Source organism: Micromonospora auratinigra (assembly GCF_900089595.1).
Lineage (GTDB): Bacteria > Actinomycetota > Actinomycetes > Mycobacteriales > Micromonosporaceae > Micromonospora > Micromonospora auratinigra.
In genome coordinates, this window is sequence record NZ_LT594323.1 from 1,264,169 (window position 1) to 1,287,279 (window position 23,111).

At 74.0% G+C, this 23,111-nt stretch carries 12 protein-coding genes; 5 read left to right on the forward strand and 7 right to left on the reverse strand.

Annotation, left to right across the window (positions count from 1 at the left end):
* The first annotated feature begins 14 nt into the window (after positions 1 to 14).
* Together GA0070611_RS05700 and GA0070611_RS05705 are read left to right on the forward strand one after the other, a co-directional pair.
* Positions 15 to 6,431: an RHS repeat domain-containing protein gene (locus tag GA0070611_RS05700; protein ID WP_091658580.1), complete on the forward strand. Its 6,417-nt coding sequence runs from the start codon at positions 15 to 17 to the stop codon at positions 6,429 to 6,431.
* Between the two features lie 19 nt (positions 6,432 to 6,450).
* Positions 6,451 to 6,795 carry a hypothetical protein gene (locus tag GA0070611_RS05705; protein WP_157740214.1) on the forward strand — a complete coding sequence of 115 codons (345 nt, stop codon included), beginning with the start codon at positions 6,451 to 6,453 and terminating at the stop codon, positions 6,793 to 6,795.
* Positions 6,796 to 7,165: 370 nt separating this feature from the next.
* Here GA0070611_RS05705 and GA0070611_RS05710 read toward each other — a convergent pair whose 3' ends face one another.
* Both GA0070611_RS05710 and GA0070611_RS05715 read right to left on the reverse strand, forming a co-directional pair.
* Positions 7,166 to 10,933: a S8 family peptidase gene (locus GA0070611_RS05710; protein WP_091658585.1), complete on the reverse strand. Its 3,768-nt coding sequence runs from the start codon at positions 10,931 to 10,933 to the stop codon at positions 7,166 to 7,168.
* Between the two features lie 83 nt (positions 10,934 to 11,016).
* Positions 11,017 to 12,018, reverse strand: coding sequence for a helix-turn-helix domain-containing protein (locus tag GA0070611_RS05715; protein ID WP_091658587.1), 1,002 nt, complete (start codon positions 12,016 to 12,018; stop codon positions 11,017 to 11,019).
* Positions 12,019 to 12,255: 237 nt separating this feature from the next.
* Here GA0070611_RS05715 and GA0070611_RS05720 point away from each other — a divergent pair, with 237 nt between their 5' ends.
* Genes GA0070611_RS05720 through GA0070611_RS05730 form a run of 3 tightly spaced genes read left to right on the forward strand, consistent with a single transcriptional unit; the run spans position 12,256 to position 16,618 of the window.
* A complete protein-coding gene (locus tag GA0070611_RS05720) occupies positions 12,256 to 15,285 on the forward strand; it encodes a SpoIIE family protein phosphatase (protein ID WP_091658591.1) in 3,030 nt (1,009 codons plus the stop codon).
* Entirely contained in the window at positions 15,275 to 15,706 is a 432-nt protein-coding gene (locus GA0070611_RS05725; protein WP_091658595.1) for a response regulator, read from the forward strand. Before GA0070611_RS05720 ends, GA0070611_RS05725 begins: the two co-directional genes overlap by 11 nt.
* A 15-nt stretch (positions 15,707 to 15,721) precedes the next feature.
* Positions 15,722 to 16,618: an alpha/beta hydrolase gene (locus GA0070611_RS05730; RefSeq protein ID WP_091658598.1), complete on the forward strand. Its 897-nt coding sequence runs from the start codon at positions 15,722 to 15,724 to the stop codon at positions 16,616 to 16,618.
* Here GA0070611_RS05730 and GA0070611_RS05735 read toward each other — a convergent pair.
* Genes GA0070611_RS05735 through GA0070611_RS05755 form a run of 5 tightly spaced genes read right to left on the reverse strand, consistent with a single transcriptional unit; the run spans position 16,596 to position 23,101 of the window.
* Positions 16,596 to 17,804, reverse strand: a complete 1,209-nt coding sequence (locus GA0070611_RS05735) for a vWA domain-containing protein (RefSeq protein WP_091658603.1) — start codon at positions 17,802 to 17,804, stop codon at positions 16,596 to 16,598. The genes GA0070611_RS05730 and GA0070611_RS05735 overlap by 23 nt on opposite strands.
* Positions 17,804 to 18,973, reverse strand: a complete 1,170-nt coding sequence (locus GA0070611_RS05740) for an AAA family ATPase (protein WP_091658607.1) — start codon at positions 18,971 to 18,973, stop codon at positions 17,804 to 17,806. The genes GA0070611_RS05735 and GA0070611_RS05740 overlap by 1 nt, the downstream gene beginning before the upstream one ends.
* On the reverse strand, positions 18,970 to 20,628 hold the full coding sequence (locus GA0070611_RS05745) for an ankyrin repeat domain-containing protein (RefSeq protein WP_091658612.1): 1,659 nt from the start codon (positions 20,626 to 20,628) through the stop codon (positions 18,970 to 18,972). The genes GA0070611_RS05740 and GA0070611_RS05745 overlap by 4 nt, the downstream gene beginning before the upstream one ends.
* Positions 20,625 to 21,761 carry a leucine-rich repeat domain-containing protein gene (locus GA0070611_RS05750; RefSeq protein ID WP_091672534.1) on the reverse strand — a complete coding sequence of 379 codons (1,137 nt, stop codon included), beginning with the start codon at positions 21,759 to 21,761 and terminating at the stop codon, positions 20,625 to 20,627. Before GA0070611_RS05750 ends, GA0070611_RS05745 begins: the two co-directional genes overlap by 4 nt.
* Positions 21,758 to 23,101: an SDR family NAD(P)-dependent oxidoreductase gene (locus GA0070611_RS05755; RefSeq protein ID WP_091658616.1), complete on the reverse strand. Its 1,344-nt coding sequence runs from the start codon at positions 23,099 to 23,101 to the stop codon at positions 21,758 to 21,760. Before GA0070611_RS05755 ends, GA0070611_RS05750 begins: the two co-directional genes overlap by 4 nt.
* Positions 23,102 to 23,111 lie beyond the last annotated feature (10 nt).

The following is a 23,111-nucleotide window of genomic DNA, read 5'->3' on the forward strand; positions in this document are numbered from 1 at the left end:
CGAACAGTCGCCGGATGACCCTGGTCGGCTCCGTGGTGGCAGCGCTGGTGCTGTCACTGGTGCCGTACGTCCCGGCGCAGGCGGCGGCACCCCGCCGTCCCGCGAAGCCGCCGGTGGAGAAGTTGGACCACGACGGCAGCCCGATCGCGGGCGGCCGGGCCTGGCGGCAGAACCGGGTAAAGCCGGCGGCGACGCGGACACCGCGCTGGCCTGCGCCGGCGACCGCACGGGTCGAGCTGCCACCCGCCGGGGCCCGACTGGCACGGAGCCGGGGTGTGCAGGCGGGCTCGATGCCGGTCTGGGTCGACCGTGGTGCCGGGAAGGCCGGCGAGCGGCTCTCTCGGCTCGACGTACGGATCATGGATCGGGCGGCCCTGCCCCAGGCCTGGCGCGACGGCCTGTTGTTGAAGCTGACCAGCCCGCAGGGCGCGCCGGTTGCGACGGCGAAGGTGTCCGTCGACTACGACGCCTTCCGCCACGCGGTGGGCGGCTCGTGGGCGTCTCGCCTGCGCCTGTGGCAGGTGCCGGAGTGTGCCCTCACCGCAGCCGCCGGCCGGGACTGCCGATCGGTGCCGCTACGCACCAGCAACGACACTGCGGCGGGCGTCGCCACCGCCGACGTCAGCGTCACCTCAGACACTGCGGGGGCGGCGCGCTCCTACCTGATGCTGGCCGCCGCGTCCGCCGGCGCCGACGGCGACTTCGGCGCGACCGGGCTCGCTCCCTCCTCCACCTGGTCCAGCGGCGGCAGCGCCGGCGACTTCTCCTGGAACTACCCGCTGCGGATGCCGCCGGCTTCCGGCCCTGCACCGACGATCGGCTTGAACTACTCCTCCTCCGCCGTCGACGGGCGCTCCGAGGTCACCAACAACCAGCCGTCCTGGATCGGCGAGGGCTTCGACTACACCCCCGGCTACATCGAGCGGCGCTACGTGCCCTGCGCCGACGACCTCAAGAACGGCGCGACCAACACCGCGAGCAGCGGTGACCAGTGCTGGCGCTCCGACAACGCCACCATGAGCCTGAGCGGGCACGGCGGTGAGCTGATCTTCCAGGCCGGGAAGGGCTGGCACTCGCGGGCCGAAGACGGCTCGAAGGTCGAGAAGCTGACCGGGGCGGCCAACGGCGACGCCGGCGACCCGACCTACGGCGACGTGGGGGAGTACTGGAAGGTCACCACCACCGACGGCACCCAGTACTTCTTCGGCCTGCACAACCTGCCCGGCGAGACGACCACCACCAACTCCACCCTCACCGTGCCGGTCTTCGGCAACCACACCGGCGAACCCTGCCACAAGGCCACCTTCGCCGGCTCGGACTGCGTACAGGCCTGGCGATGGAACCTCGACTACGTCGTGGACGTGCGCGGCAACACCATGTCGTTCTGGTACGGCAAGGAGACCAACAAGTACGCCCGGAACAGCACCGACTCGGACGTGGTCTCCTACGACCGGGCCGGCTACCTCACCCGCATCGACTACGGCACGTACGACCGGACCGCGGCGACGCACGGCGTCACCGAGCGCAACGTCAACCCGTACGCGCAGGTGGTGTTCGACACCGACATGCGCTGCTTCACCAACTGCGGCACCGAGGCTGCCCCGGTGAAGGCGAGTTGGAAGGACACTCCCTGGGACCAGGAGTGCAAGGGGTCGACCTGCCCCCAGCAGTACTCGCCGACGTTCTGGACGGCCAAGCGACTGAAGACGATCACCACCCGGGTCTGGGACACCACCAAGACGACACCCGCGTGGCAGGACGTCGAGTCGTGGACGCTGTCGCACACCTTCTCGGCCACGGCCGACTCCACCCACGAGGGGCTGTGGCTGGACCGGATCGACCACGCGGGTCTGGTGGGCGGCACCATCACCCTGCCGCCGGTGACGTTCGGGGCGGAGTCGCTGCCGAACCGCGTCTACACCGAGCACGGCACCACCGACAACTGGCTGCGGATCTCCAGCATCGTCACCGAGACCGGCGCGCGCATCAAGGTCGACTACTCGCTGCCCGAGTGCACGGCGGCCATCGTCGACACGTTGGCCCCCGAGTCCAACACCCGGCGCTGCTACCCGGTCCGGGTCCCGGACCCGGCCGACCCCACCGGGCAGAAGCTGGTCACCGAGTGGTGGCACAAGTACCGGGTCGAGCACGTGGCCGAGGACGACGTCCAACTCCTCGGCGGTCACCAGTCGCCGACCAAGCACACCTGGTACGAGTACGTCGGCGCCCCGGCCTGGCACTTCGACGACGACGACGGCCTGACCCGGCCGGACCGCAAGACCTGGGGCCAGTGGCGCGGGTACGCGCAGGTGAAGACCCGGGTCGGCGACGACGGCAGCCCGCAGACCCTGGCCGTCACGACGTTCCTGCGCGGAATGCACGGGGACAAGCTCAGCCCGACCGGCGGCACCCGTACCGTGACCGTGCCCGCGTCGCTGGGCTCGGAGACGGTCTACGACGAGGACCAGTTCGCGGGTCAGGTCCGGGAACAGGTCGTCTACAACGGCGTCGAGTCCAAGCCGGTGTCGAAGACGGTGAACGTTCCGTGGCGGTCGAACGCCACCGCCAGCCGCACCATCAACGGCGACACGGTGGAGGCGCGGTTCGTCAACACCCAGGCCACCTACGCCGCCACGGCCCTCGGCGTGGACGGCGCCCGCGGGTGGCGCACCTCGCGCGGCCGGACCAGCTACGACCAGACGTACGGCACGCTCAACTGGTCGCAAGACGACGGCGACATCACCGTGACCGGCGACGAGAAGTGCATCAGCTATACCTACAACCGTAACCTGGCCAAGAACCTCACCAAGCTGGTCAAGCAGACCACGGCCACCGCGCTGCCCTGCGGCAACAGCCCGACCAGCGTCGATGACGTCATCTCCGACGCCCGTACCTACTACGACGGCGCGTCGAGCGTCGACACGGTGCCGACATTCGGCTCCGCTACCAGGACCGAGCAACTCAAGGACTGGACCGTCGGCACCGGCACGGTGTGGCAGACGACCTCCCAGGTGACCTACGACAGCACCGGTCGGGAGCACACCTCGGCCGACGTGAACAACAGCGTCACCACGACGGACTACGTCCCGGCGGTCGGTGGACCGGTCACGCAGGTGACCACCACCAACCAGCTCAGTTGGAAGTCCGTGGAGACGATGAACCCGTACTGGGGCTCGACCACGAAGGCCACCGACCCGAACGGCAAGATCACCAACGAGGCGGACTACGACGCGCTCGGCCGCGTGTCGAAGGTGTGGGCACAGGGCTGGTCGAGGACCGACAATCCGAGCCAGCCGTCGAACCAGTACGCCTACACCTTTGCGCCGAACCGGGACAACTACCCGTATGTCACGACTCGCAGTCTGAACCCGGACGGCAACTATCTCACCAGCTACCAGGTCTTCGACGGGTGGCAGCGCCCGCGGCAGACCCAGTCGTTGTCCCTGGGGGGCAGCGGCGATCGGGTGGTCACCGACACCATCTACGACGAGTACGGGCGCATTTCCACCACGTACGGCGCGCACGCCGAGACCGGGGCGCCCTCGGGGGTGCTGTGGTGGGAGCCGGAGTGGTCTCTGCCGGCGGTGAACAAGGTCCTCTTCGACCAGGCGTCCCGCCCCACCGGCGCCGTCTTCCTCGCCGGTGACGACGTCACGAACCTGGTGGAGAAGTGGCGTACGGTCACCAGCTACGAGGGCGATCTGACCAAGGTCACGCCACCGGCCGGTGGCACGCCCACCACCACGGTCACCGACATCGAGGACCGCACCGTGGCGCTGCGGCAGCACACCACCACCGCCGGCGTGAACGGGGCGTACCTGGAGACCACGTACGCCTTCAACCGCAAGGGCCAGGCGACGAAGACCGTCGACTCCGACGGCAACGAGTGGACCAACGAGTACGACGCCAAGGGTCGGCTCTGGCGGACCACCGACCCGGACAAGGGCACCACGACGAGCAGCTTCTACGACGACGATTCTCTGCAGAGGACCGTCGACGCCCGCGGCGAGACGCTGTGGTACAGCTACGACCAGTTGGGCCGCAAGACCCAGCTTCGCGACGACTCGGCGACCGGTCGCCTGCGCGCCGAGTGGAAGTACGACGCGCTCTACAGCGGGCAGGGTGGCTTCAAGGGGCAGTTGACGCAGGCCATCCGGTACGAATACGACTCGGGCGGCACGGCGAGCGCCTACAAGTGGCAGGTGCGCGGCTTCAACGAGCGGTACCAGCCCACCGGCACGAACTATGTCATCCCCCCGATCGAGGCCGGCCTGAACGGCACCTACGTCTACGCCTACGGGTACTCCGCGTTCACCGGAGCGCCCACGTCGATCGCCTATCCCGCGGCCGGCGGGCTGGTCACCGAACAGTTGACCACCGATTACGACGCCACCACCGGGATGCCGACCCGGTTCGACACCAGCCTGACCGGTTCCCCGGGCACGATCGCGACCGCCAGCTACACGGCGTACGGCGACCGGAAGGGCTCCATCTACAAGGTTCCCGGGAACGCTGAGTTCGCCCAGGACATCGTCTACCGGGACGAGGCGACCCGACGCGTGGACCGGGTGACCGTCGAACGGTCCACGGTCACCGGCACCATCTCGGATCGGAGGTACTCCTACAAGGACGCCGGCAACATCACGTCGATCGCTGACACCCCTCAGGTCGGTCAGGCAGATGTCCAGTGCTTCCGTGACGACGCGCTGGGCCGGCTGAAGAGTGCGTGGACCGTGAAGACCGGGGTCTCCTGCGACGTGGACCCGGCCCTCACCAACCTCGGCGGGCCTGCGCCGTACTGGCAGGACTGGACGTTCAACAGCACCGGCAGCCGGCGGATCCAGACTGACCACGCGAGTGGCGGGGACAGCACCCGCAGCTACCTGGTGCCGGACGGCGGTCAGGGCGTGGTGCGGCCGCACGCGGTCACCCAGATGACCAAGGACGCCCCCGGGCAGTCCACGGTTATCAACAAGTACGACTACGACGCCACCGGAAACATGACCTGCCGCCCGGCGGGTGTCGCGGCGAACGACTGCGGCACCGCGAAGGCAGGCAGTCAGACGTTGGCATGGGATGCGGAGGGCAGACTGGCCACGGTCAGCAGCGCCGGCACGACCATCGAGACCAACGTGTACGACGCCGACGGGGCCCGCCTCGTCCGCCGCGACGCCACCGGCACCACCCTCTACCTGCCGGGGCAGGAGATCCGCCGGGAGGGAAGCGTCAATATCGGCACCCGGTACTACAGTTTCGCCGGGGAGACCTGTGCCAGTCGCAAGGGCAGCTCGGCGATCGCCGATTTGACCTGGCTGTTCGACGATCACCAAGGAACCCAGCAGATTGCCGTCAACGCCGGCACCCAGATTGTGACCGTGCGTCGGCAGACACCTTACGGTGTGTCCCGTGATCCGAGCGCCACCTGGGTCAACGGCAAGGGCTTCGTCGGGGGCGACATCGACCCGACCAACCTGGTCAATATCGGCGCCCGCCAGTACGACCAGGTGTTGGGGCGGTTCATCTCGGTCGATCCCGTGATGAATCTGTCCGACCCTCAGCAGTGGAACGCCTACTCGTACGCCAACAACTCGCCCGTCACACTGAGCGATCCCACCGGCCGCGACCCCTTCGACGCGCAGTGGGAGGGTCCGCCGCCGTCGAAGCACTCCCAGCAGAACATGGAGAACGCGTACGGCTCCCCGGAGTACAACCGGTCCGATCGGCCGCCGACGCACGAGGACATCGTCGCCGGCCAGCAGGCGCGTGAGCGCCAGGAGGCCGAGGCGCGCCAGCGCCAGGAGGCCGAGCGGAAGCAGCGCGAGTGTCAGGCCAGCTTCTGGTGCCGCAACGGGCAGAAGCTCAAAAATGGTGCCAGTGCCGCCGGCAACTGGGTCGTCGACCACAAGAACGAGATCCTGACCGCGACCGCCATCGTGGCAGTGGGTGTCTGCATCGTGGCCACCGCTGGCGCCTGTACTGTCGTGGCGGCGGGGGCAGCCACGATCAGTGGGCTGTACCGCATCAATGATTTCGCCCATAGTGACAAGACCAAGGCGGACTACGCGAAGCTCGGGGTCGGCCTGGCGACGGATATCGGTTCGGTGTTCATCCCGGGAGCGAGGGTGGCCACCGGCGGTGTCAAAGCCCTGGGAAGAGAGGCGACCAGCATTCCGTTGGGTCGAGTGGGACAGGCGTTGACGGGCGCGAAGTCGATCAGCCGGGGAGCTGGTCGATACGGTTCGGCGGTGCGCAGCATCCCACTGGGCCGAGTGGGGCAAGCGTTGACGGGCGCGAAGTCCATCCAGTTCGGGCCCGGCCGGTTCGAAGCGGCGACGCGTATTGATCCGACACGCGCCGCGGGAGTCGTCGGTGGATGGGTCCTCGCGAACCATGACCCGTTTACCGGTGCTGCCGGGTCTCTCCTGGACTGACGGTTTCTGGAGGTGGAGCGTGTTCTTCAAGGCCGTCATCACGGTGTTGATGATCATCGGAGGTTTCGCTGCCATGATCTGGGTCGCCAACTGGCCCTTCAACACACCGTGGGAGAAGACCCTCGACCCCGAACAGCGCCGAATCAACGCTGAGCACAATCGGCGCCATCACCGGGGCGTGGCCCGGATAGTCTTTCCGGTGTTCGCCATCGCTTTCGCGGTCGCGTCGGTGAGTCTGCTGAACGGCTCGACTGCCGATCGGTCCGCGGCAGTCGTCATGGGTGTCTGTTCGGCTCTGTGTGCGGGCGTTTTTACTGCCATCGTCAGGAGGGGGCGCCGGCAGCGGTCTTCACCACGGCGATGAGCCGATGGGCGCACCGGCGCGGAGTCGAGGCTGCAACGTTGTCGACTTCGCGCCGCGCCGCCGGGCAACTTGCCGGGTGCCCGCGCAGTGCCTCCGGCGTCGTCAGAAGGAACCCAGCCTTGTCCAGACGTGATCACCACCACCAGACAGGAAGGCTCGGAGGGCCGGGGATGCGAGGACGGCCAGCCTGAAGATCAGGTTGGCGTACCCGTCGACCGGATTCGTCTATGGGGCCAGCCGGCCCTGCCTGGTGGGGGACGGTGTCGATCTGGGAGCGACCGGATGGGAGGCCACCGCGTGCCGGTCGCGGCCGACCGACACCGGGCGGACCGGAACACCCCCTGCCCGGTCCGCCCGCGTCCCTACCACCTCACGGCACCCCGTACGCCCGCACGATCGTCTGCTCGACGCCGTTGCCGTGCTCGTCGGTGAGGTCGACCTTCAGTGACACGTACCGGCCGGCGGCGGGGGTGTTGTCCACCCGGGCCACCCAGTCGTCGCCGTCGCGGACCACCGGCACCTCCACCCAGTCGGTGACGTGGGCGAGCTGCACCGGGTCGCCGTAGGAGACCCAGGCCCGGGCCGCCACGACCCGGCCGGCGTCGTAGCCGGGCTGGCCGGTGCCGGTCAGCCGGACCGGGTACGCCGTCTCGGCCGGGGCCTGGTTGGTGCGGTTCAGCGCCAGGTCGTACTCGGGCAGCAGCAGCGGCAGCCGGGCGTACGACTGATCGGTCGGGCGGGTCGAGCGGAACCGCCAGTTCGTCTCGGTCGCGAACGACATCCGCCAGGCCGGGTCGACGTTGGGGGAGCGCTGCACGGACAGCCGCAGCCGGTAGGCGGCCTCGTCGTCGGGGACCGTGAGCTGTGCGTACCCGGGCTGGTCGTTGCGGCCCCTGGCGTACAGCTCGCCGTTGCGGTACAGCTCCATGCGGCCGGAGTCGTAGATCGCGGCCTGCCCGACGTGGTCGGGGTCGGCGTCGCGCCACAGCGGCACCGAGACGGTCATCGTCCTGCCCTGGCGCACCGCGATGGGCGCGCGGTCACCGCCGGTGCTCCAGCCGACACCGGGGCGTGCCGGCTGGCGGTACCAGGTCTCGCTGCCGGTGCCCGCCGCCGCGTACGTCACCGGACCGTTGCTGTCCATGCTGTTGTAGACGCCGCTGTACGCGCCATGCCACCAGATGGTGGCGTCCGGGGTGTAGAACTCGGGACGGGTGACCGGGGCGTCCAGTGGCGTCGGGATGCCGATCTGGTACGCGCCGATGCCGAAGCGGACCCCGTACGGGCGCTGCACGAACACGGTGTCGTGGTAGCGGGCCGGCTGGCCCTGGGTGTACCAGTCGGCGTCCACCCGGGCGAGCTGCTGGTCGTGGTACTTGAGGTGCCGGTCGCCGTCGAGCCGGTCGTCGGCGGTGAACCCGAAGTGGTAGACGTACGGGCTGCGCGCCAGCGGGATGCCGGCCCAGCCGAGCCGGACCGGGCCGGCGGCGAGCCGCTCGCGCAGCCGCTGCTCGACGGCCGGGGTGACCGACACGGTGGGCAGCACAGGGCCGCCGCCGGTGAGCTGGGGCAGCCAGCGGCCGGGCGCGTCGTGGGCGAGCACCACACCGGTCGCCCCGGCGGCCTTCGCCGCCGTGACGGCGCTCCGGGCGGTGGTGGCGCTCGTCGTGTTGACCAGGACGAGCTTGCCGGCCGCGCCGGCGGCGGTCAGCTCGGCGGCGCTGCCCGCCCCGGCGTCGACCAGGTCGGCGGCGTGGCTGTCCGGCAGGTCGGGGGAGAGCGGCAGGTACTCGGCGGGGACCGGGCTGTCGTCGCCGGCCACGGTCACCGACAGCTCGGGGGCGAGGCTGCGCCAGGCGGCGGAGAACTCGAAGCCGCCGGTCTTCGCCTTGCCGGTCGGCGCGGCGTACACCTCGTCGACGTACTTGCTGAGGCTGACGCCGCCGGTGACCAGCCACCGGTCCCACCAGCGGCCGTAGTCGAGGCGGACGCCCTGGTGCTCGGTGGGCCGGTCGCCCTCGACGCGGATCCGGTGCGCGGTGCGGGCGTCCCAGTCGATGACGGTGTCGCGGTCGAGCAGGATCTCCGGGTCGCCGAAGTACGCCACCGAGGCGGGCACGCCCTGGTTGCCGGTGGTGCCGGGCTCGCCGCTGAACAGGAAGCCGGAGAGGGCGTAGCGCCCGGCCCGCAGCCGCAGGGTCTTCTCGACGATGCCCAGCGGGTAGTAGCGCTGGAAGCCGGCGTCGTCCAGGCCGGTGACCTCGACGGTGCTGCCGAAGGTGGGGCCCTCGCCGCGTCGGTCGGTGGTGCGCAGGGTCAGCGTGACGGTCTTCGGCTCGACCCAGAACGCGATCGGGGTGACCACCTCCTGGCCGCCGGTCGTGTCGCGGGCGATGATCCGTCCACCGAACGAGCCGTACGCCTCCAGCGGCAGCTTGACCGCGGAGTCGACGGTGACCGGCACGCTCGCGGTGCCGCCGGCCGGCACGGTGAGCCGGGTCGCGCCCAGGGTGACCATGTCGTCCGGGGCGGGCCGGCCGTCCTCGCCGGTGACGGTGTCCAGGGTCAGCTCGACGGTGACCGGGGCGTCCCCGGTGTTGGTCCAGGTGATCTCGCGGGTGGCGGTCTCGCCGCGCTCGTGCGGCCAGCCGAAGGCGGCGAGGTCGACCAGGCCGGGGCCGAGCAGCCGCTGGGTGGTGGTCCGGGGGATGTCGAGCATCCCGGCGCCCTGCTCCTGCACGCGGGACGGCTGGCGCGGGTGGGCGGCCGAGACGAGCGCCGCCTTCAGCCGGGCGGGCGTCCAGTCGGGGTGCTGACCGGCCAGGATGGCGGCCGCGCCGGCGACGTGCGGGGTGGCCATCGAGGTGCCTGACATGGCGACGTACGCGTCGTCGCCGCGTCCGCCCGCGCGGGCGGCGAGGATGTCGACGCCGGGGGCGGCGAGGTCGGGCTTGGCGCGCGGACCGCCGGCCACCGGGCCCCGGCTGGAGAAGCCGGCGGTGGCGCCGGCGTCGTCGACCGCGCCGACGGTGAGCACGCTCGGGGCGCAGCCGGGGCTGCCGACGGTGGCCCGGCGCGGGCCGTCGTTGCCGGCGGCCACCACGAACAGGGCGCCGGTGGTGCTGGCGAGCCGTTCGGTGGCCTGCGCGAGCGGGTCGGTGCAGTCCGTGGTCGCGCCGCCGAGGCTCATGTTGACCACGTCGGCGCCCTGCGCGACGGCCCACTCCATGCCGGCGATGATCCAGGACGTCTGCCCGGCGCCGCTGTCGTCGAGCACCTTGCCGATGAGTAACTCGGTGCCGGGGGCGACACCCTGGTGCTTACCGGCGGAGGCGGCGCCCGTGCCGGCGACCGTGGAGGCGACGTGGGTGCCGTGGCCGTGCCGGTCGTCGATCTTCCAGGTGCCGGTGAAGTTCTGCGCGGCGACGACCTTGCCGGCCAGGTCGGGGTGGCCGGGGTCGTAGCCGGAGTCGAGGACGGCGACCTTCGTACCGCTGCCGTCGAGGCCGGCCGCCCACGCGGTCGGTGCGCCGACGGCGGCCACGCTGCGGTCCAGGGTGGCGCTGACCTTGCGGTCCAGCCAGACCCGCACGCCGCTGCCGGCCTCATCGGTCAGCTCGTCGAAGACTGCGGCGGCCTTCTCCTTCGGCGCGGTGAAGGCCACCGCGGCGGCCGAGGGCAGGGCCCGGCCGCGGGTGGCGGCGGGCGGCACCGGTACGGCCCGCCGGGCCGCCGCGCCGGTGGCCACGGTGAGCAGCGGGATGCTCTCGCTGGCGGCGTCGTCGTAGCCCTGCGCGACGAGGCCGGTGACGTTGAACAGCTCCTCGTCGAGGAAGCCCCGGCCGATCAGCGGCACCGCCTCGGCGGGGATGACGTAGAGGTCGTCGCCGTGCTGGCGGGTCAGGTAGTCGCTGGTCGGCACCCCGTCGCGGTCCAGTGTGGTGGTCCGGCTGCCATCGGGGGCGGTCCGCAGCACGGCCCGGTCGCCGGTGATCAGGGTGACGGCGTCCACCCGGGCGGGCCCGGGCAGACCGGGTCCGGCGGCGGCTTCCGGGGCGGCGGCGGCGGTCAGTGGCAGCAGCGCCGTGGTGAGCGCGGCGGCGACGCCGACGGCGGCGACGCGAGGTATGCGGATCATGTCTTTCCTGCCCGAGAGGTTGCAGCGTGGCAGCCACAAGCTGTCACAGGGTGCGGGCGGCGATCCATGCCGTGAGCTGGCAGTTAACCGCCATGGCGGGGTTCTGCCAGCGGCTGGTTGGGGTCGAGCCAGCCGCGTCGGGCGGCCTCGAAGCCCAGCTCCATCCGGGTCCGCACGCCGGTGAGGTCCATCAGCCGGCGCACCCGCCGCTGGACGCTGCGCAGCGAGGTGCGCAGCAGCTCGGCGACGGCGGGGTCGGCGAGCCCGGCCAGCAGCAGGCTGAGGATGCGCACGTCGAGGTCGTCGAGCGGGCCCGCAGCGGCGGTGGTGGTCACCGGGGTGGCCTGCGCCCAGGCGGCCTCGAACAGCGCGGTCATCGCGTCGAGCAGCCCACCCGGGTGCACCAGCAGCGCGCCGGCCCGGGTCACCCCGGGATCGCCCAGGATCGGGATGAGCGCCTGCTCCCCGTCCACCACGATCAACTTCAGCGGCAGCGTCTCGGCGATGCGGACCTGCCGGCCGGCGGCCAGCCCTCGGACGATCTCGTCGAACCAGTCCGGTCCGGCGTCGAGCAGCGAGCGTTCCATCAGCAGCCGGTACCGCACCCCCCGGGCGACGGCGGTCTCCTCGGCGGTGTTCTCGCTCGCCTCGACCACCAGGTGCGGGCCCTTGACGAAGGCGCAGACCTCCTCGCGGGCGTCGCGTTGCAGCCGGTGGAACGCGTCGCGGACCCCGTCCGGGCCGCGGACCACGTCGACCACGTCCCGCGCCCCCCGGCCGAAGCTCGCGGCCCGGTGCACGTCCTCCAGCGCGGCCAGCTCCAGCTCCGCCAGGCGCGCCTGGTGCCGGCGGCGCACCAGGTCGGCGCGCAGCCGCGCCGGTGGCACGGCCCGGTACCGGGCAGTTCCCGCGGGGTCGCGTTCGGCGAGGCCGCGGGCCGCCAGCCGGTCGAGCAGGGCGGCGGACCGCTCGACCGGGATGCTCAGGAGCGCCGCGAAGCCGGCCGGGGTGGCGCTGCCGGCGGCGACGAGGTCCCGGTAGGCGGCGACCTGGTCGGCGTCGAGCCCCAGCACGTCCCCGAGCACGCGTGCCTCCCCCTGTCGCCCCAGTCCGGCCCCATCCTGACGCAGGGGCCGTCGCCGATCCCTGCCCGGGTCGCCGCTGCGCCACCTCGTGGGGGTCCGTCCACCGGCGGGCGGCCCGCCGGAGAGCTGCGCCACCTCCACCTGTTCGGGCCGCTGCACGCCGGCGGACGGTGACATAGGCTCTGCCGAGCTGTGGGGTGCGGCCACGGAGGGGGATCGTTGAACAGCGCCTCGGCGGTGCCGCCGACACGGAGCGAGTGGGTCGACGGCGAGGACGTCGAGTCCCTGCGGAGCCGGATCGGCATGATCCGCGGGGCCTGCCGGGCCGCGCTCACCGTGGACGAGTTGATCACGATCGCCGTGGCCCAGGCGAAGTCCGCGCTGCAGGCCTGTGCCGGCACGCTGCTCCTGGTCGACGGGGACGACCTGGTGGTGGCGGCCGTCGACGGGTACCCGCAGCAGCTGACGGAGAGCTTCGCGCGGACGCCCCTGTCGGCGGACACCCCGGCGGGCCGGGCGGCGCGGAGCCGGCGGGCGGTGTGGCTCGGCGATCCGGCCACGAAGGTCCGGGAGTTCCCGGCGCTGCAACCGAAGGTCACCGGCTTCGCGGGGCTCGCGGCCCTGCCCCTGGTCGCCGAGGACGCCGTCCTCGGCGTGCTCGGCATCTCGTTCCGACAGGCCCGCGAGTTCACCGAGGTCGAGCAGCTCTACCTGTTGGTCCTGGCCGATCAGGTGGCCGCCGCGCTGCGCCGGCTCACCGTGCCGCCTCCCGCCGGGCACGCGCTCATCGACGACGACCTGGTTGCCGACCCGGAGCGCCGGCAGGCGGTCGAGGACCTGTCCGTGGCGCTCGCGGACGCCTCGGCCGGCCTGGACCGGCTGACCGCGCTTGCCGCGCGCCTGTGCGGGGCGCCGAGCGCCCAGGTCTCCCTGATCGGCGCCGAGCAGGTGGTGGCCGGTTCGGCGGGGGCGGCCCCGTCGGCCGGTACGACCGGGCGGGCGGCCGACTCGCTCTGCACGGTCACCATGTCACTGCGGTCGCCGCTGGTGGTCGCCGACGCCGCCGCCGACGACCGGGTGTCCGCCCTGCCGCCGGTGCGGGTCGGCGGCGTACGGGCCTACCTGGGCGTGCCGCTGTCGATCGAGGGTCGCCCGGTGGGTGCCCTCTGCGTCTACGACCAGCGGGTCCGCGACTGGTCGCCCGAGGCCCGGGGGACCCTGGAGGTGCTGGCCGACTCGGTGAGCACCGAGCTGCGGTTGCGCAGCCTGGCGGCCCGCGACGCCCGGCTGGCCCAGGCCTCCCGGGAACGGACCACCCTGGTCGACCGACTCGCCGCCGCGGTGAGCCTGCGTCAGGTGGCCGCGGTGCTCGCCGACGCCGTGTCGGCCCTGCCGGGGGTGATCGCGGCGGCGGTGGTGCGTCTCGACGCCGACGGCGGTCCGCAGACCCTCGCGGCCCGCTGCGCGGTCCCCGAGGGACGTCACGCGGTCGCGGCCCTCGCGTCGGCCGCCGTCTCGCCACCGGCGGCCGTGCTGGAACTGGCCGACCTGGCGGAGGCGTCCACCGGGGACACCGCCCGGCTGGCCCGGCTCGGCATCCGCCGGGCGGCGATGGTGCCGCTGACCGGGCAGACCGCCCGAGGGACGCTGCTGGTGGCCGTCGGCGACGGGTTCGACCCCGCCCACGGCGACCACCTCGCCGAACTGGCGCCGATCGCCACCGCCGTGTTCGACCGGGGTGCCATCCACGAGCAGCACCGGTTGGCCCGGGCCCGGGCCGCGTTCCTCACCACCGCGTCCGCGCAGTTGCAGTCGTCGCTCGACGTCGACGACACCCTGCAACGGCTGGCCCGGCTGGTCGTGCCGGCCCTCGCCGACGGCTGCCTGGTGCATCTGCGCGCGCACCGGGCGCTGCGGCTCAGTGCCGTGGGGCACGTGGACGGGCGGATCGAGCGGCTGCTCAGGCAGGAGGCGAGCACCTCCGGCGCGCTGACCGAGGCGGTGCAGCGGTGCCTGGCCGGGGGAGCGGCGGAGGTCTCGGTGGACCACCCGCTGCTGACGCTGGACCGGCTGCGGATCCTCCCGTTGCGGGCCCGGGGCCGGGCCATCGGCGCGATCACCCTGATCCAACCGCGCCCCGGGGGACAACCCGGGCTCGCCGACCCGGCGCTGCTGGCGGAGCTGGCCACCCGGGCGGCCGTCGCCACCGACAACGCCCTGCTCTACGCCAAGCGCTCGGCCGACGTGGCGGCCCTGCAGTACCGGCTGCTGCCGCCGCGTCTGCCGCAGCTGCCCGCGTTCGACCTGGCGGCGCACTACGCCGCCGGGGACGCCTCACTGGATGTCGGCGGCGACTTCTACGACGTGGTGGCCCTCGCCGAGGACCACTTCGTGCTGGTCATCGGGGACGTCTGCGGCCGGGGTGCCGACGCGGCGAGCGTCACCGGCCACGCCCGCTCGGTGGTGCGCACGGTGCTGGAGGACGGGGCGTCACCCGCGGCTGCCCTCACCCGGCTCAACCGGGCGTTGCTCGCCACCGGCCAGTTCGGCGAGTTCTGCACCGCCGTCGTCGCCGAGGTACGTGGTGCCGGCGACGCCTGTGCGGTGCGGCTGGCGGTCGCCGGTCACCCGCGTCCGCTGCTGCGCCGCGCCGGGACGGTGACGGAGGTGGGGCCGGGCGGGCCGATGCTCGGCATGGTGCGGGAGCCGGTCTACCGGCAGGTCGAGCTGGCGCTCACCGTCGACGACGTGCTGCTGCTGTTCACCGACGGGGTGACCGAGGCGCGCCGAGGCGACGAGCTCTTCGGCGTGGACCGGCTGGCCGACACCCTCGCGTCGGGCCGGGGCGCGGCGGACGTCGCCGTCGAGGAGGTCCGGGCCGCGGTGGAGCGCTTCCGCGACCGGGGCGACGACGACGTGGCGATGCTGGCGGTACGTCCGCGCGGTCGCCCGCTCGCGCGCGTCGACCTGCCGGACCTCGCCGACGTGGCGGCCCGGACGGAGGCGTCGGCGCGGCTCGACGCGCTGTTGCCCACGGACCCGCCGGCCGCGCGGCGGACCCTGCTGCGGCGCGTCGCGGCATCGCTGGCCAGGTCGTCCGCCGGGCTCGACGGGCCGGCTCAACTGGCGGTGTTCGCCGTGCCGGGCGGGTGGCGGGCCGAGCTGATCCGTCCGCTGCCCGGGCCGCGCGGCGCGGACCGGGCCACGGTCGTGCGGCACGGGGTGCAGACCATCATGTGGACGGAGATACCGGTACGTGGGCGCTGACCGGCTGCTGCTGGTGCACGGCGGCGGCGAGGAGGACGCGCAGCAGGTGCTGCTGGCGCTGTCCCGGTCGTGGCCCGACGTGGTCGTCGACGGCCCGGTCGACGCCGTGTCGCTGGTGCCGTGGCTGCGGGCCCGGCGGTCGACGCCACCCCGGCTGGTGCTGCTCGACCTGGACCACGACCCGGTGGGCGCCACGATGGCCGTCACGGCGCTCCGGCAGGACCCCGGCGCGCCGCGGCTGCCGGTGCTGGCGCTCAGCGGTCACCCCGCACCGGCGGACGTGGCGGCCTGGTACGAGGCGGGAGTGGACGGCTGGCTGTTCCGCTCCGGTGACTTCGCGCTGCTGCAGACCACGCTCGCCACCGGCCTGCAGTACTGGTTGTCCCGCCCCGGCGCAGGGCCCACCGAACCCGGCGCGTGATCTAGGGTGAGCGCCATGCCGTTGAGCCGACGTGCCCTGCTCCGGACGGCCGGCGCCGCGGCCGCCCTCACCGGTCTCGGCGCGGGCGGTGCCGCCCTGGTCGACGCCGAGGTGCTGCCCGGCAAGGCCACGCTCGACAACCTGCTCGGCCGCTGCGACGCCCGCGCCCCGGACGCGCCCCGCGCGGCCGTCCCCGCGCCGGTCACCGGCACCTTCCGCTCCGCGGCGCGCCGCCGGGAGGTCGGCTTCGCCATCGCCTACCCACCCGGGTACGCCCCGGGCGCGCCGCTACCGGTCTGCCTGGCCCTGCACGGGTACGCCTCGGACGCCCGGGCCGCCGTCCACGCGGGCGCCTATCCGGAGTTCCTCGCCGGTGCGCTGCCCCAGGGGGCGGCCCCGTTCGCGCTCGCCGCACCCGACGGCGGCGACGGTTACTGGCACCCGCACGCCGACGACGACCCGCTCGGCATGCTCGTCGACGAGTTCCTGCCGCTGCTCGCCGGGCGGGGCCTGCGTACCGACCGGGTGGCGGTGGCCGGCTGGTCGATGGGCGGGTACGGCGCGCTGCTCGCCGCCCTGACCCATCCGCGCCGGTTCCGGCTGGTGGTGGCGACCTCGCCGGCCGTCTTCCACTCGTACGGCGACGCCCGGCGGGTCAACCCGGGCGCCTTCGACAGCGCCGACGAGTGGGCCCGCCACGACGTGACAGCCCGGGCCCGAGAGTTCGCCGGCCTGCCGGTGCGGATCGCCATCGGCGCGGCCGACCCGTTCGCCCCGGCGGTGCGGACGCTGCGCGACCGGCTGCCGGACCCGGGCGTGGTGCGGATCTCCACCGGCTGCCACGACGGCGACTTCTGGACCTCGGTGGCCCCGGGCCAGGTGCGGGCGATCAGCGCGGCACTGGCGGGCTGATCCCGGCCGGCTCGTCGATGTGGACCGCGGCGATCCAGTCCGGCGGCGTGGGGGCGTGCGCCCCGATCAGACCCGCCACCACCCGGACCGACTCCAGCGGTGTCGCCGGCCACGGCGTGTGCCCGTCGGTGAGCACCACCACGATGTGCGGGCGATGCGACAGCGCCGCCTCGATGCCCACCCGCATGTCGGTGCCGCCGCCCCCGGCCAGCTCCACCTGCCCGACGGTGTGCACGGCACGGACCACGTGCACGGCCGCGTCGCAGGAGAGCACGGTGACCCGGTTGCCGCCCACCCCGACCGCGCGCAGCACCCCGCTCACCTCGGCCAGCGCCGCCGCGAGCAGGGCGTCGGACATCGACCCCGAGGTGTCCACCACGATCGCCACCCGGGGCACCGGTTGCCGCAGCCGGGGCAGCACCACCCCGCGCAGCGCCTGCGAGCGCCGCGACGGCCGCTGGTAGGTGTAGTCGACCGCCCCGGCGGCCCAGGCGGCCGCCTCGCGTACCGCGCCGGTGAGCGCTCGCCGCCAGTCCACCGTGGGTTCGAGGACGGTCTCGGCCCACCGTTGCCAGCCGGACGGGACGCTGCCCCGGGCGCGGGACGCGGACCGGATCTGCTGGGCGGTGTCCCGCCGGATCGCGCCGGCCTCGACCTCGCCGACCCCGTCGCCCGACCCGTCGCCGCCCTCCCACGGCCGGGCCACCCCGTGCGCGCCGGAGCCGCAGTCGAGCACCGGCACGCCGGCCACCTCCGGCGGCAGCAGCGCCAGGTAGCGCTCGAAGAGCAGCCCGGTCGGCAGGTCGTACGTCTTCGGCTCCAGCCGGCCCGGCGGCAGCGGCAGCCGGTCGGCGAGCAGGTCGTCGTTGATCTCGCAGTCCTGCGCCACGTTGACCCGGTGGTGGTCGCGGCCCTGCGCGCCGGTGAGCCGGTCGGCCCGTGCGTGGTGGTCGCGCAGCAGGTGCGCCACCTCGTGGATCCAAACGGCGGCGAGCTGGGGTACCGGCAGGCCGGCGACGAAGTCGGGGTTGACGTAGCAGCGCCAGCGGCGGTCCACGCCCATGGTGGGTACCGCGTGGGACTGCACCACGGTGACGCTGTACAGCGCGGCGGCCAGGTAGGGCCGGTCCTGGGCGGCCCGGAACCGGGCCGCGAGCAGCTTCGTGCGGTCCAGGCCGCCGGCCATCAGGTCAGCCGGCCGGACAGGTGCAGCACCTCGGCGAACGCGTCGATCGACGCCGGCACCGGCCAGGACGGCTCGCGCAGCGCGGCGAGATCCATGGCGGCCCGGGCCGCGACGTCCGGCACCCCGGCCGTGACCGCCTTCTCCAGCACCACCCAGGCCGCCTCCCAGCGCCGCTGGTCCACCCGGCCCTGCACCGCCGAGATGACGGCGGTGAGGAATGCCAGCTGGCGGTCGCCGCGCTCCGGCAGGCGGAATGCGTCCGGGTCGGCCAGCACCCGCTCCGGGTCCGGCAGGTCGAGATTGTCCAGGTAGGTGACGAACTCCAGGCCCGGACCGTCGCCGACCGCGCCGACCAGGGCCAGCGACAGCGCCTCCCGCCCGGTGCCGCAGCTGTGGTGGAAGGTGAGCAGCCGCAGTGCCATCTCCCAGGTGCGCGGCGACGGCCAGGCGCCGCCACGCGCCTCGGTGTCGCTGGGCAGGTGGTGCGCCAGGCCGGGCCGGGCGGTGAGGAAACCGGCGACCGCGCCGCGCGCCCGGGCCAGCGCCGAGGCGGCCCGCGCCGGTTCGACCGTCGGCACGGTCACCGCCGGCCAGGTGCCGGACAGGCCCCGGGCCACGGTACGGGCGTCGTGCGTCCAGTGCAGGTGGACGAAGCGGTTGGCCAGCGGTGGCGCGAGGTGCCAGCCGTCGGCGGCGCTGGTCGGCGGGTTCGCCGCCGCCACGATGCGTACCGCCGTCGGCAGGTGCAGGCTGCCGACCCGGCGTTCCAGCACCACCCGCAGCAGCGCCGCCTGCACGGCCGGCGGGGCCGAGGAGAGCTCGTCGAAGAAGAGCAGACCGGTGCCGCCCCGGGCCAGCCGGACCGCCCAGTCCGGCGGCGCCATCGGCACCCCGTCGGTGGCGGGGGAGTCGCCGACGATCGGCAGCCCGGAGAAGTCCGACGGCTCGTGCACGCTGGCGATCACCGTCTCCAGTGGGGTGCCGAGCCCATCCGCGAGCTGCTGGAGGGTGGCAGACTTGCCGATGCCCGGCTCGCCCCAGAGCAGCACCGGCAGGTTGGCCGCGACCGCCAGGGCCAGCGCCTCCACCTTCGGGTCCCGGGCCGGCTCGACCCGCCAGGCCCGGGTCGCGGCGACCAGTTCGTCGGCGGCGGCGAGTACGGCGTTCACCGGTCCATCCACTCCTCGAGCACCGCCAGCACCTCGCGCGGGCCCCGGTACTCCTCGTCGAGCTCGTCCTCGTCGTACATCTCGGCCTTGCCGGCGGCCAGCTCGGCGGCCCCGTACCCCTCGTGATCGGTCAGGGTCGGGTCGGCGCCGGCCGCCAGCAACGCGCGGACCTGATCGGGCCGGGCCCCGTCACCCACCGCGACGTGCAGCGCGGTACGCCCACGCCGGTCTCCCGCCGCCACCGGCACCCCGGCGTCGACGAGCCGGGCGACCAGGGCGGTGTCGTCGAGGGCCCGCAGGTGGTGCAGCAGGGTGCCGCCCCGGCCGTCGCCGAGCCGGGGGTCGAGCCCGGCGTCGAGCAGGTCGGTTAGCGCGGCGGAGCCGCCGTGCTGGACCCGCAGCAGCACCTCCCGGCGCAGCTGGCGCAGCGCCCGGGGCAGCGGGCCGGCCGCGCCGCGCCAGGCGGCGACCGCCGCCAGGCAGCCGGTGACCTGCCCACCGAGCCCGGCCAGGAGCTGTTCGCGGCGCACCTCCTCGGGCGGGTGCGCCACCGGGTCGAGCCGACCGTCGCCGTGCCGCAGCACGTGCCACTCACCCCGGCAGCGCACCGGCACCTCCCGGCGCAGCTCGATCCGGTCGCGCGGCGGGGTCGCCGGGGCGCTCGGGAAGAGCGCCGCCCGTACCAGCGGGTGCAGCTCGGCCGGATCGAGCAGGCCGTGCCGGACCAGCTCCAGGTCGGCCGGGCGGTGGTGCACCGGGGCGGCGAGCCGGGGCTTGCGGTAGTAGTCGCTGCGGCTCTCCAGGGGCCGGAAGGTGACGCCGTGCGGCTCGCGCCGCAGCTCACCACCGAGCTGCCAGTCCTCCCAGACCATCAGCGCGTCGATGCCGTAGCGGGCGTGCAACCGGTCCAGTTCGGCGGCGAGGCTCACGGGCAGCACCAGCCCGATCGGCACGCCGGGGTCGTGCCGGACCTTTCCGTCCGGATCCAACTGCAGCTCGATGCCCGTCGCCGCCCACGCGCCGACCGGATCACCCGCCTCGATCAGCCGGTCGAAGAGCTCCGCGCGGGTCGCCGGGTCCGCCGGGTCGACCCGGGTCGGGTACGCCGCGAACGGCCGGACCGAGCCGTCGGTCTCGAAGCCGGGCAGCCGGTCCGGGGTGCCGCCGTGGGCCGCCCGCAGTCCGCCGACGTGCGCGGCGCTCCAGTACACCGGCGGCAGGTCCGGCCAGTCGGGTTCCGCCGTGGCGGCGGACCGCACCGTCAGGCGCAGCCGCTGGGAGCCGTCCACCGTCTTCGGCGCGCGCAGGACCAGGACGGCGTCGTCGGCGCCGATCCGGCCGTCGCGGACGGAGAGCAGCCAGCGGTGGTCGGTGGCGAGGCTGGTCCGGCCACCCAGCGCCCGGGGCAGGTGCCAGCGCAGCAGGTCCGGGGCGAGCACGGCCAGGTCCGCCTCGATCAGGTCGGCCTGTCGGGCGCCGAACCCGTCGCGGACCGCCGCGAGGTCGACCTCGACGTCGATGCGGCCGGCGGCGCAGGCGGCCCGCCAGTCGCCGGCCGCGCGCGCGGCGGCGCACGCCTCGATCATCGCCGGCGGCACGGCGTAGCGCCGGATGCGTCGCCAGACCGGCAGCTCGGGCAGGACGGGCCGGGTCACCGGTAGACGCTCGCGATCGCCTGGATGTCCTCGTGCGGCACGGGTGCCGGCTGCCCGGCCAGCAGCTCAGCGGCCCGGCGACGCTGCCGACGCGGCACCCCGCCGTTGATGCCGAGGTAGAGCAGGGTCGGGTGGCCCTCGATCGCCGCGACGAGGCGGCGCGCGCCCCGCCCACCGATCTCCGTACGCCGCACGTCGAGGCGACGCAGCCGGGCCCCGGGCAGGGCCGCCGCCAGCGCCTCCGCCCCCGCGTCGCCGACCACGTTGCCGTGCGCTCCCAGCGCCCGCTCCGACGGGGGCCGGGCCAGGTCGAGGGCCTCCCAGGCGGCCAGGTGCCGGGCCAGCGCGGCCACCCCGACCGGGGTGACGCCGTTGCCGCCGAGGCCGAGCGTCACCGGTACGCCGTCGGCGAGCGCGGCCAGCGCGGCGACCCCGTCGTCGCCGAGGTGGTTGGCGGCCAGGTAGAGCTCCCGGACCCCGGCCGCGTGGATCAGCGTGCCCAGCACAGGCACCGCCTCCGGCCCGAACCCGTTGCCGCCGAGGAAGAGCCGCTGCACCGGGACCGGCCGCTCGGTGAGCGCGTCGGCCAGCCGCGCCAGCCCCACCACGCTCATCCCCACGTTGACCAGGTCGAGGGTGCGCAGGGTGGTGTTGACCCGCAACGCCTCGGCGAGCCGGCCCACCCCGTCGTCGCCGACCGGGTTGCGTTTGAGCCAGAGGGCCCGGACCTCGCCGTCGGCCGCCAGCCGGTCGGCGAGCGCGTCCACCCCGCCGGCGTCGATCAGGTTGCAGCCCAGGTAGAGGGTGTGCAGCCGGTGGCCGGGGCGCAGCGCGTCGGCCACCGCCCGGGCACCGGGCCCACCGAGCGCGTTGGTGCCGAGCAGCAGGTGCCGGACCAGCGGCGAGCCCGCCGCGGCGGCCGCGATCCGGGCCGCCTGCGCCGGGCCGACGCCCTGCTTGCACAGGTCGAGCCGGCCGTCGGCGCGGACCGTGCCGCGCGGGAACGTCTCCGCGTCGGCGATCGGCGCGGGCCGGTCCAGGCGGCCCAGCAGCGGGTCGAAGTCGGTCGGGTCGGCCAGCCCCGCCGTCGGGTCGGCGATGATCGGGCAGCGCACCGGCGTCGGCTCGGTCACCACGGCACACTCCGGTAGTCCTTGAGGAACAGGCCGCTGACCGGCGCGCCGCCGACCCCACGGACCACCGGGTCGTAGACGCGGGCGGCACCGTCGATCACGTCCAGTGGCGGACGGAAACCGTGCTCGCGCTGGTGGGTCTTGCTCGGGTGCGGACGCTCGTCGGTGACCCAGCCGGTGTCCACCGCGTTCATGTGGATGCCGCTGGTGAGGTAGTCGGCCGCGACCGTGCGGACCAGCATGTTGAGCGAGGCCTTGGCCATGTTGGTGTGCGGGTGGCGGACCGTCTTACCGGCCCGCGAGTAGCTGCCCTCCATGGCGGACACCTGCACGACGTGCCGCTGCGGGTGCGGGCTGGCCGCCAGCAGCGGACGCAAACGGGAGGTGAGCAGGAACGGGGCGAAGGCGTTGACCACGTGCGCCTGCAACCACTCGTGCGGGGAGACGTCGCCGTCACGCAGCACCCACGAGTTGACCTCGCGCAGGTCCAGCGGCTGGCCGGTCTCGTCGACCCGCCCGGCCGGGAAGTAGGTCTCCAGCGTCGCCGGCAGCCCGGCGGTCGCCGGCCGGGCCGGCGCGGCGCCCACGGCGATCCGGGCGGCCGGCCCCACCAGCGGCGTGGCCTCCGCCTCGCGCACCTCCCGGTGGTACGCCGGTGGCCGCCACAACGTCTGGGCCGCGTTGTTGACCAGGATGTCCAGCCCGGTGAACCGGCGACCGACGAGCGCGACGAAGTCCAGGGTGGCGGGCAGGTCGAGCAGGTCCAGGCCGTGCACGTAGAGCCGGTCGGCCCAGTCGGCGGAGTCCGGCACGGCCGCGTACCGGCGGGCGGCGTCGCGCGGGAAGCGGGTGGTGACCACGACCTGCGCGCCGTCGCGGAGCAGCTTCAACGCGGTGTGGAAACCGATCTTCACCCGGCCGCCGGTGACCACCGCGGTGCGGCCGCGCAGGTCGCAGCGGGCGTGCCGGCGGACCCGGTTCTCCTCGGCGCACGGCGGGCACATCAGGTGGTAGTCGGCGTCGACCTCCCGGTAGGCGGCCTTGCAGACGTAGCAGCGCCGGTCGCGGCGCAACGTGCCGACGGTGCCGGCCGGCGCGTCGACCGGTGCGGGAGCGGTCTGCGGCACCTCGGTGTGGAACCGGGTGGCGGCGGCCAGCACCGCCCGGTCCGCCGCCCGGGTGGCGGCCTCCCGGCGACTTTTGGCCCGCTTCTTCACGCCCCGGGCGGCGACACCGACGGCGCGCTCCAGCGTCTGCCGGGTCGCCTCGTCGAGGTCGGCGTCGTCCAACCGGGCCAGTACGGCGAGGCAGGTCGCCAGCTCGTCGCGACCGACGGACACCCTGCCTCCC

Excerpts from the sequence above, each read along its gene's own strand:
- GA0070611_RS05710 (WP_091658585.1), bottom strand. The coding sequence starts at position 10,933 with ATGATCCGCATACCTCGCGTCGCCGCCGTCGGCGTCGCCGCCGCGCTC.
- GA0070611_RS05730 (WP_091658598.1), top strand. The coding sequence starts at position 15,722 with ATGCCGTTGAGCCGACGTGCCCTGCTCCGGACGGCCGGCGCCGCGGCC.
- GA0070611_RS05700 (WP_091658580.1), top strand. The coding sequence starts at position 15 with ATGACCCTGGTCGGCTCCGTGGTGGCAGCGCTGGTGCTGTCACTGGTG.
- GA0070611_RS05735 (WP_091658603.1), bottom strand. The coding sequence starts at position 17,804 with ATGGCCGGCGGCCTGGACCGCACGAAGCTGCTCGCGGCCCGGTTCCGG.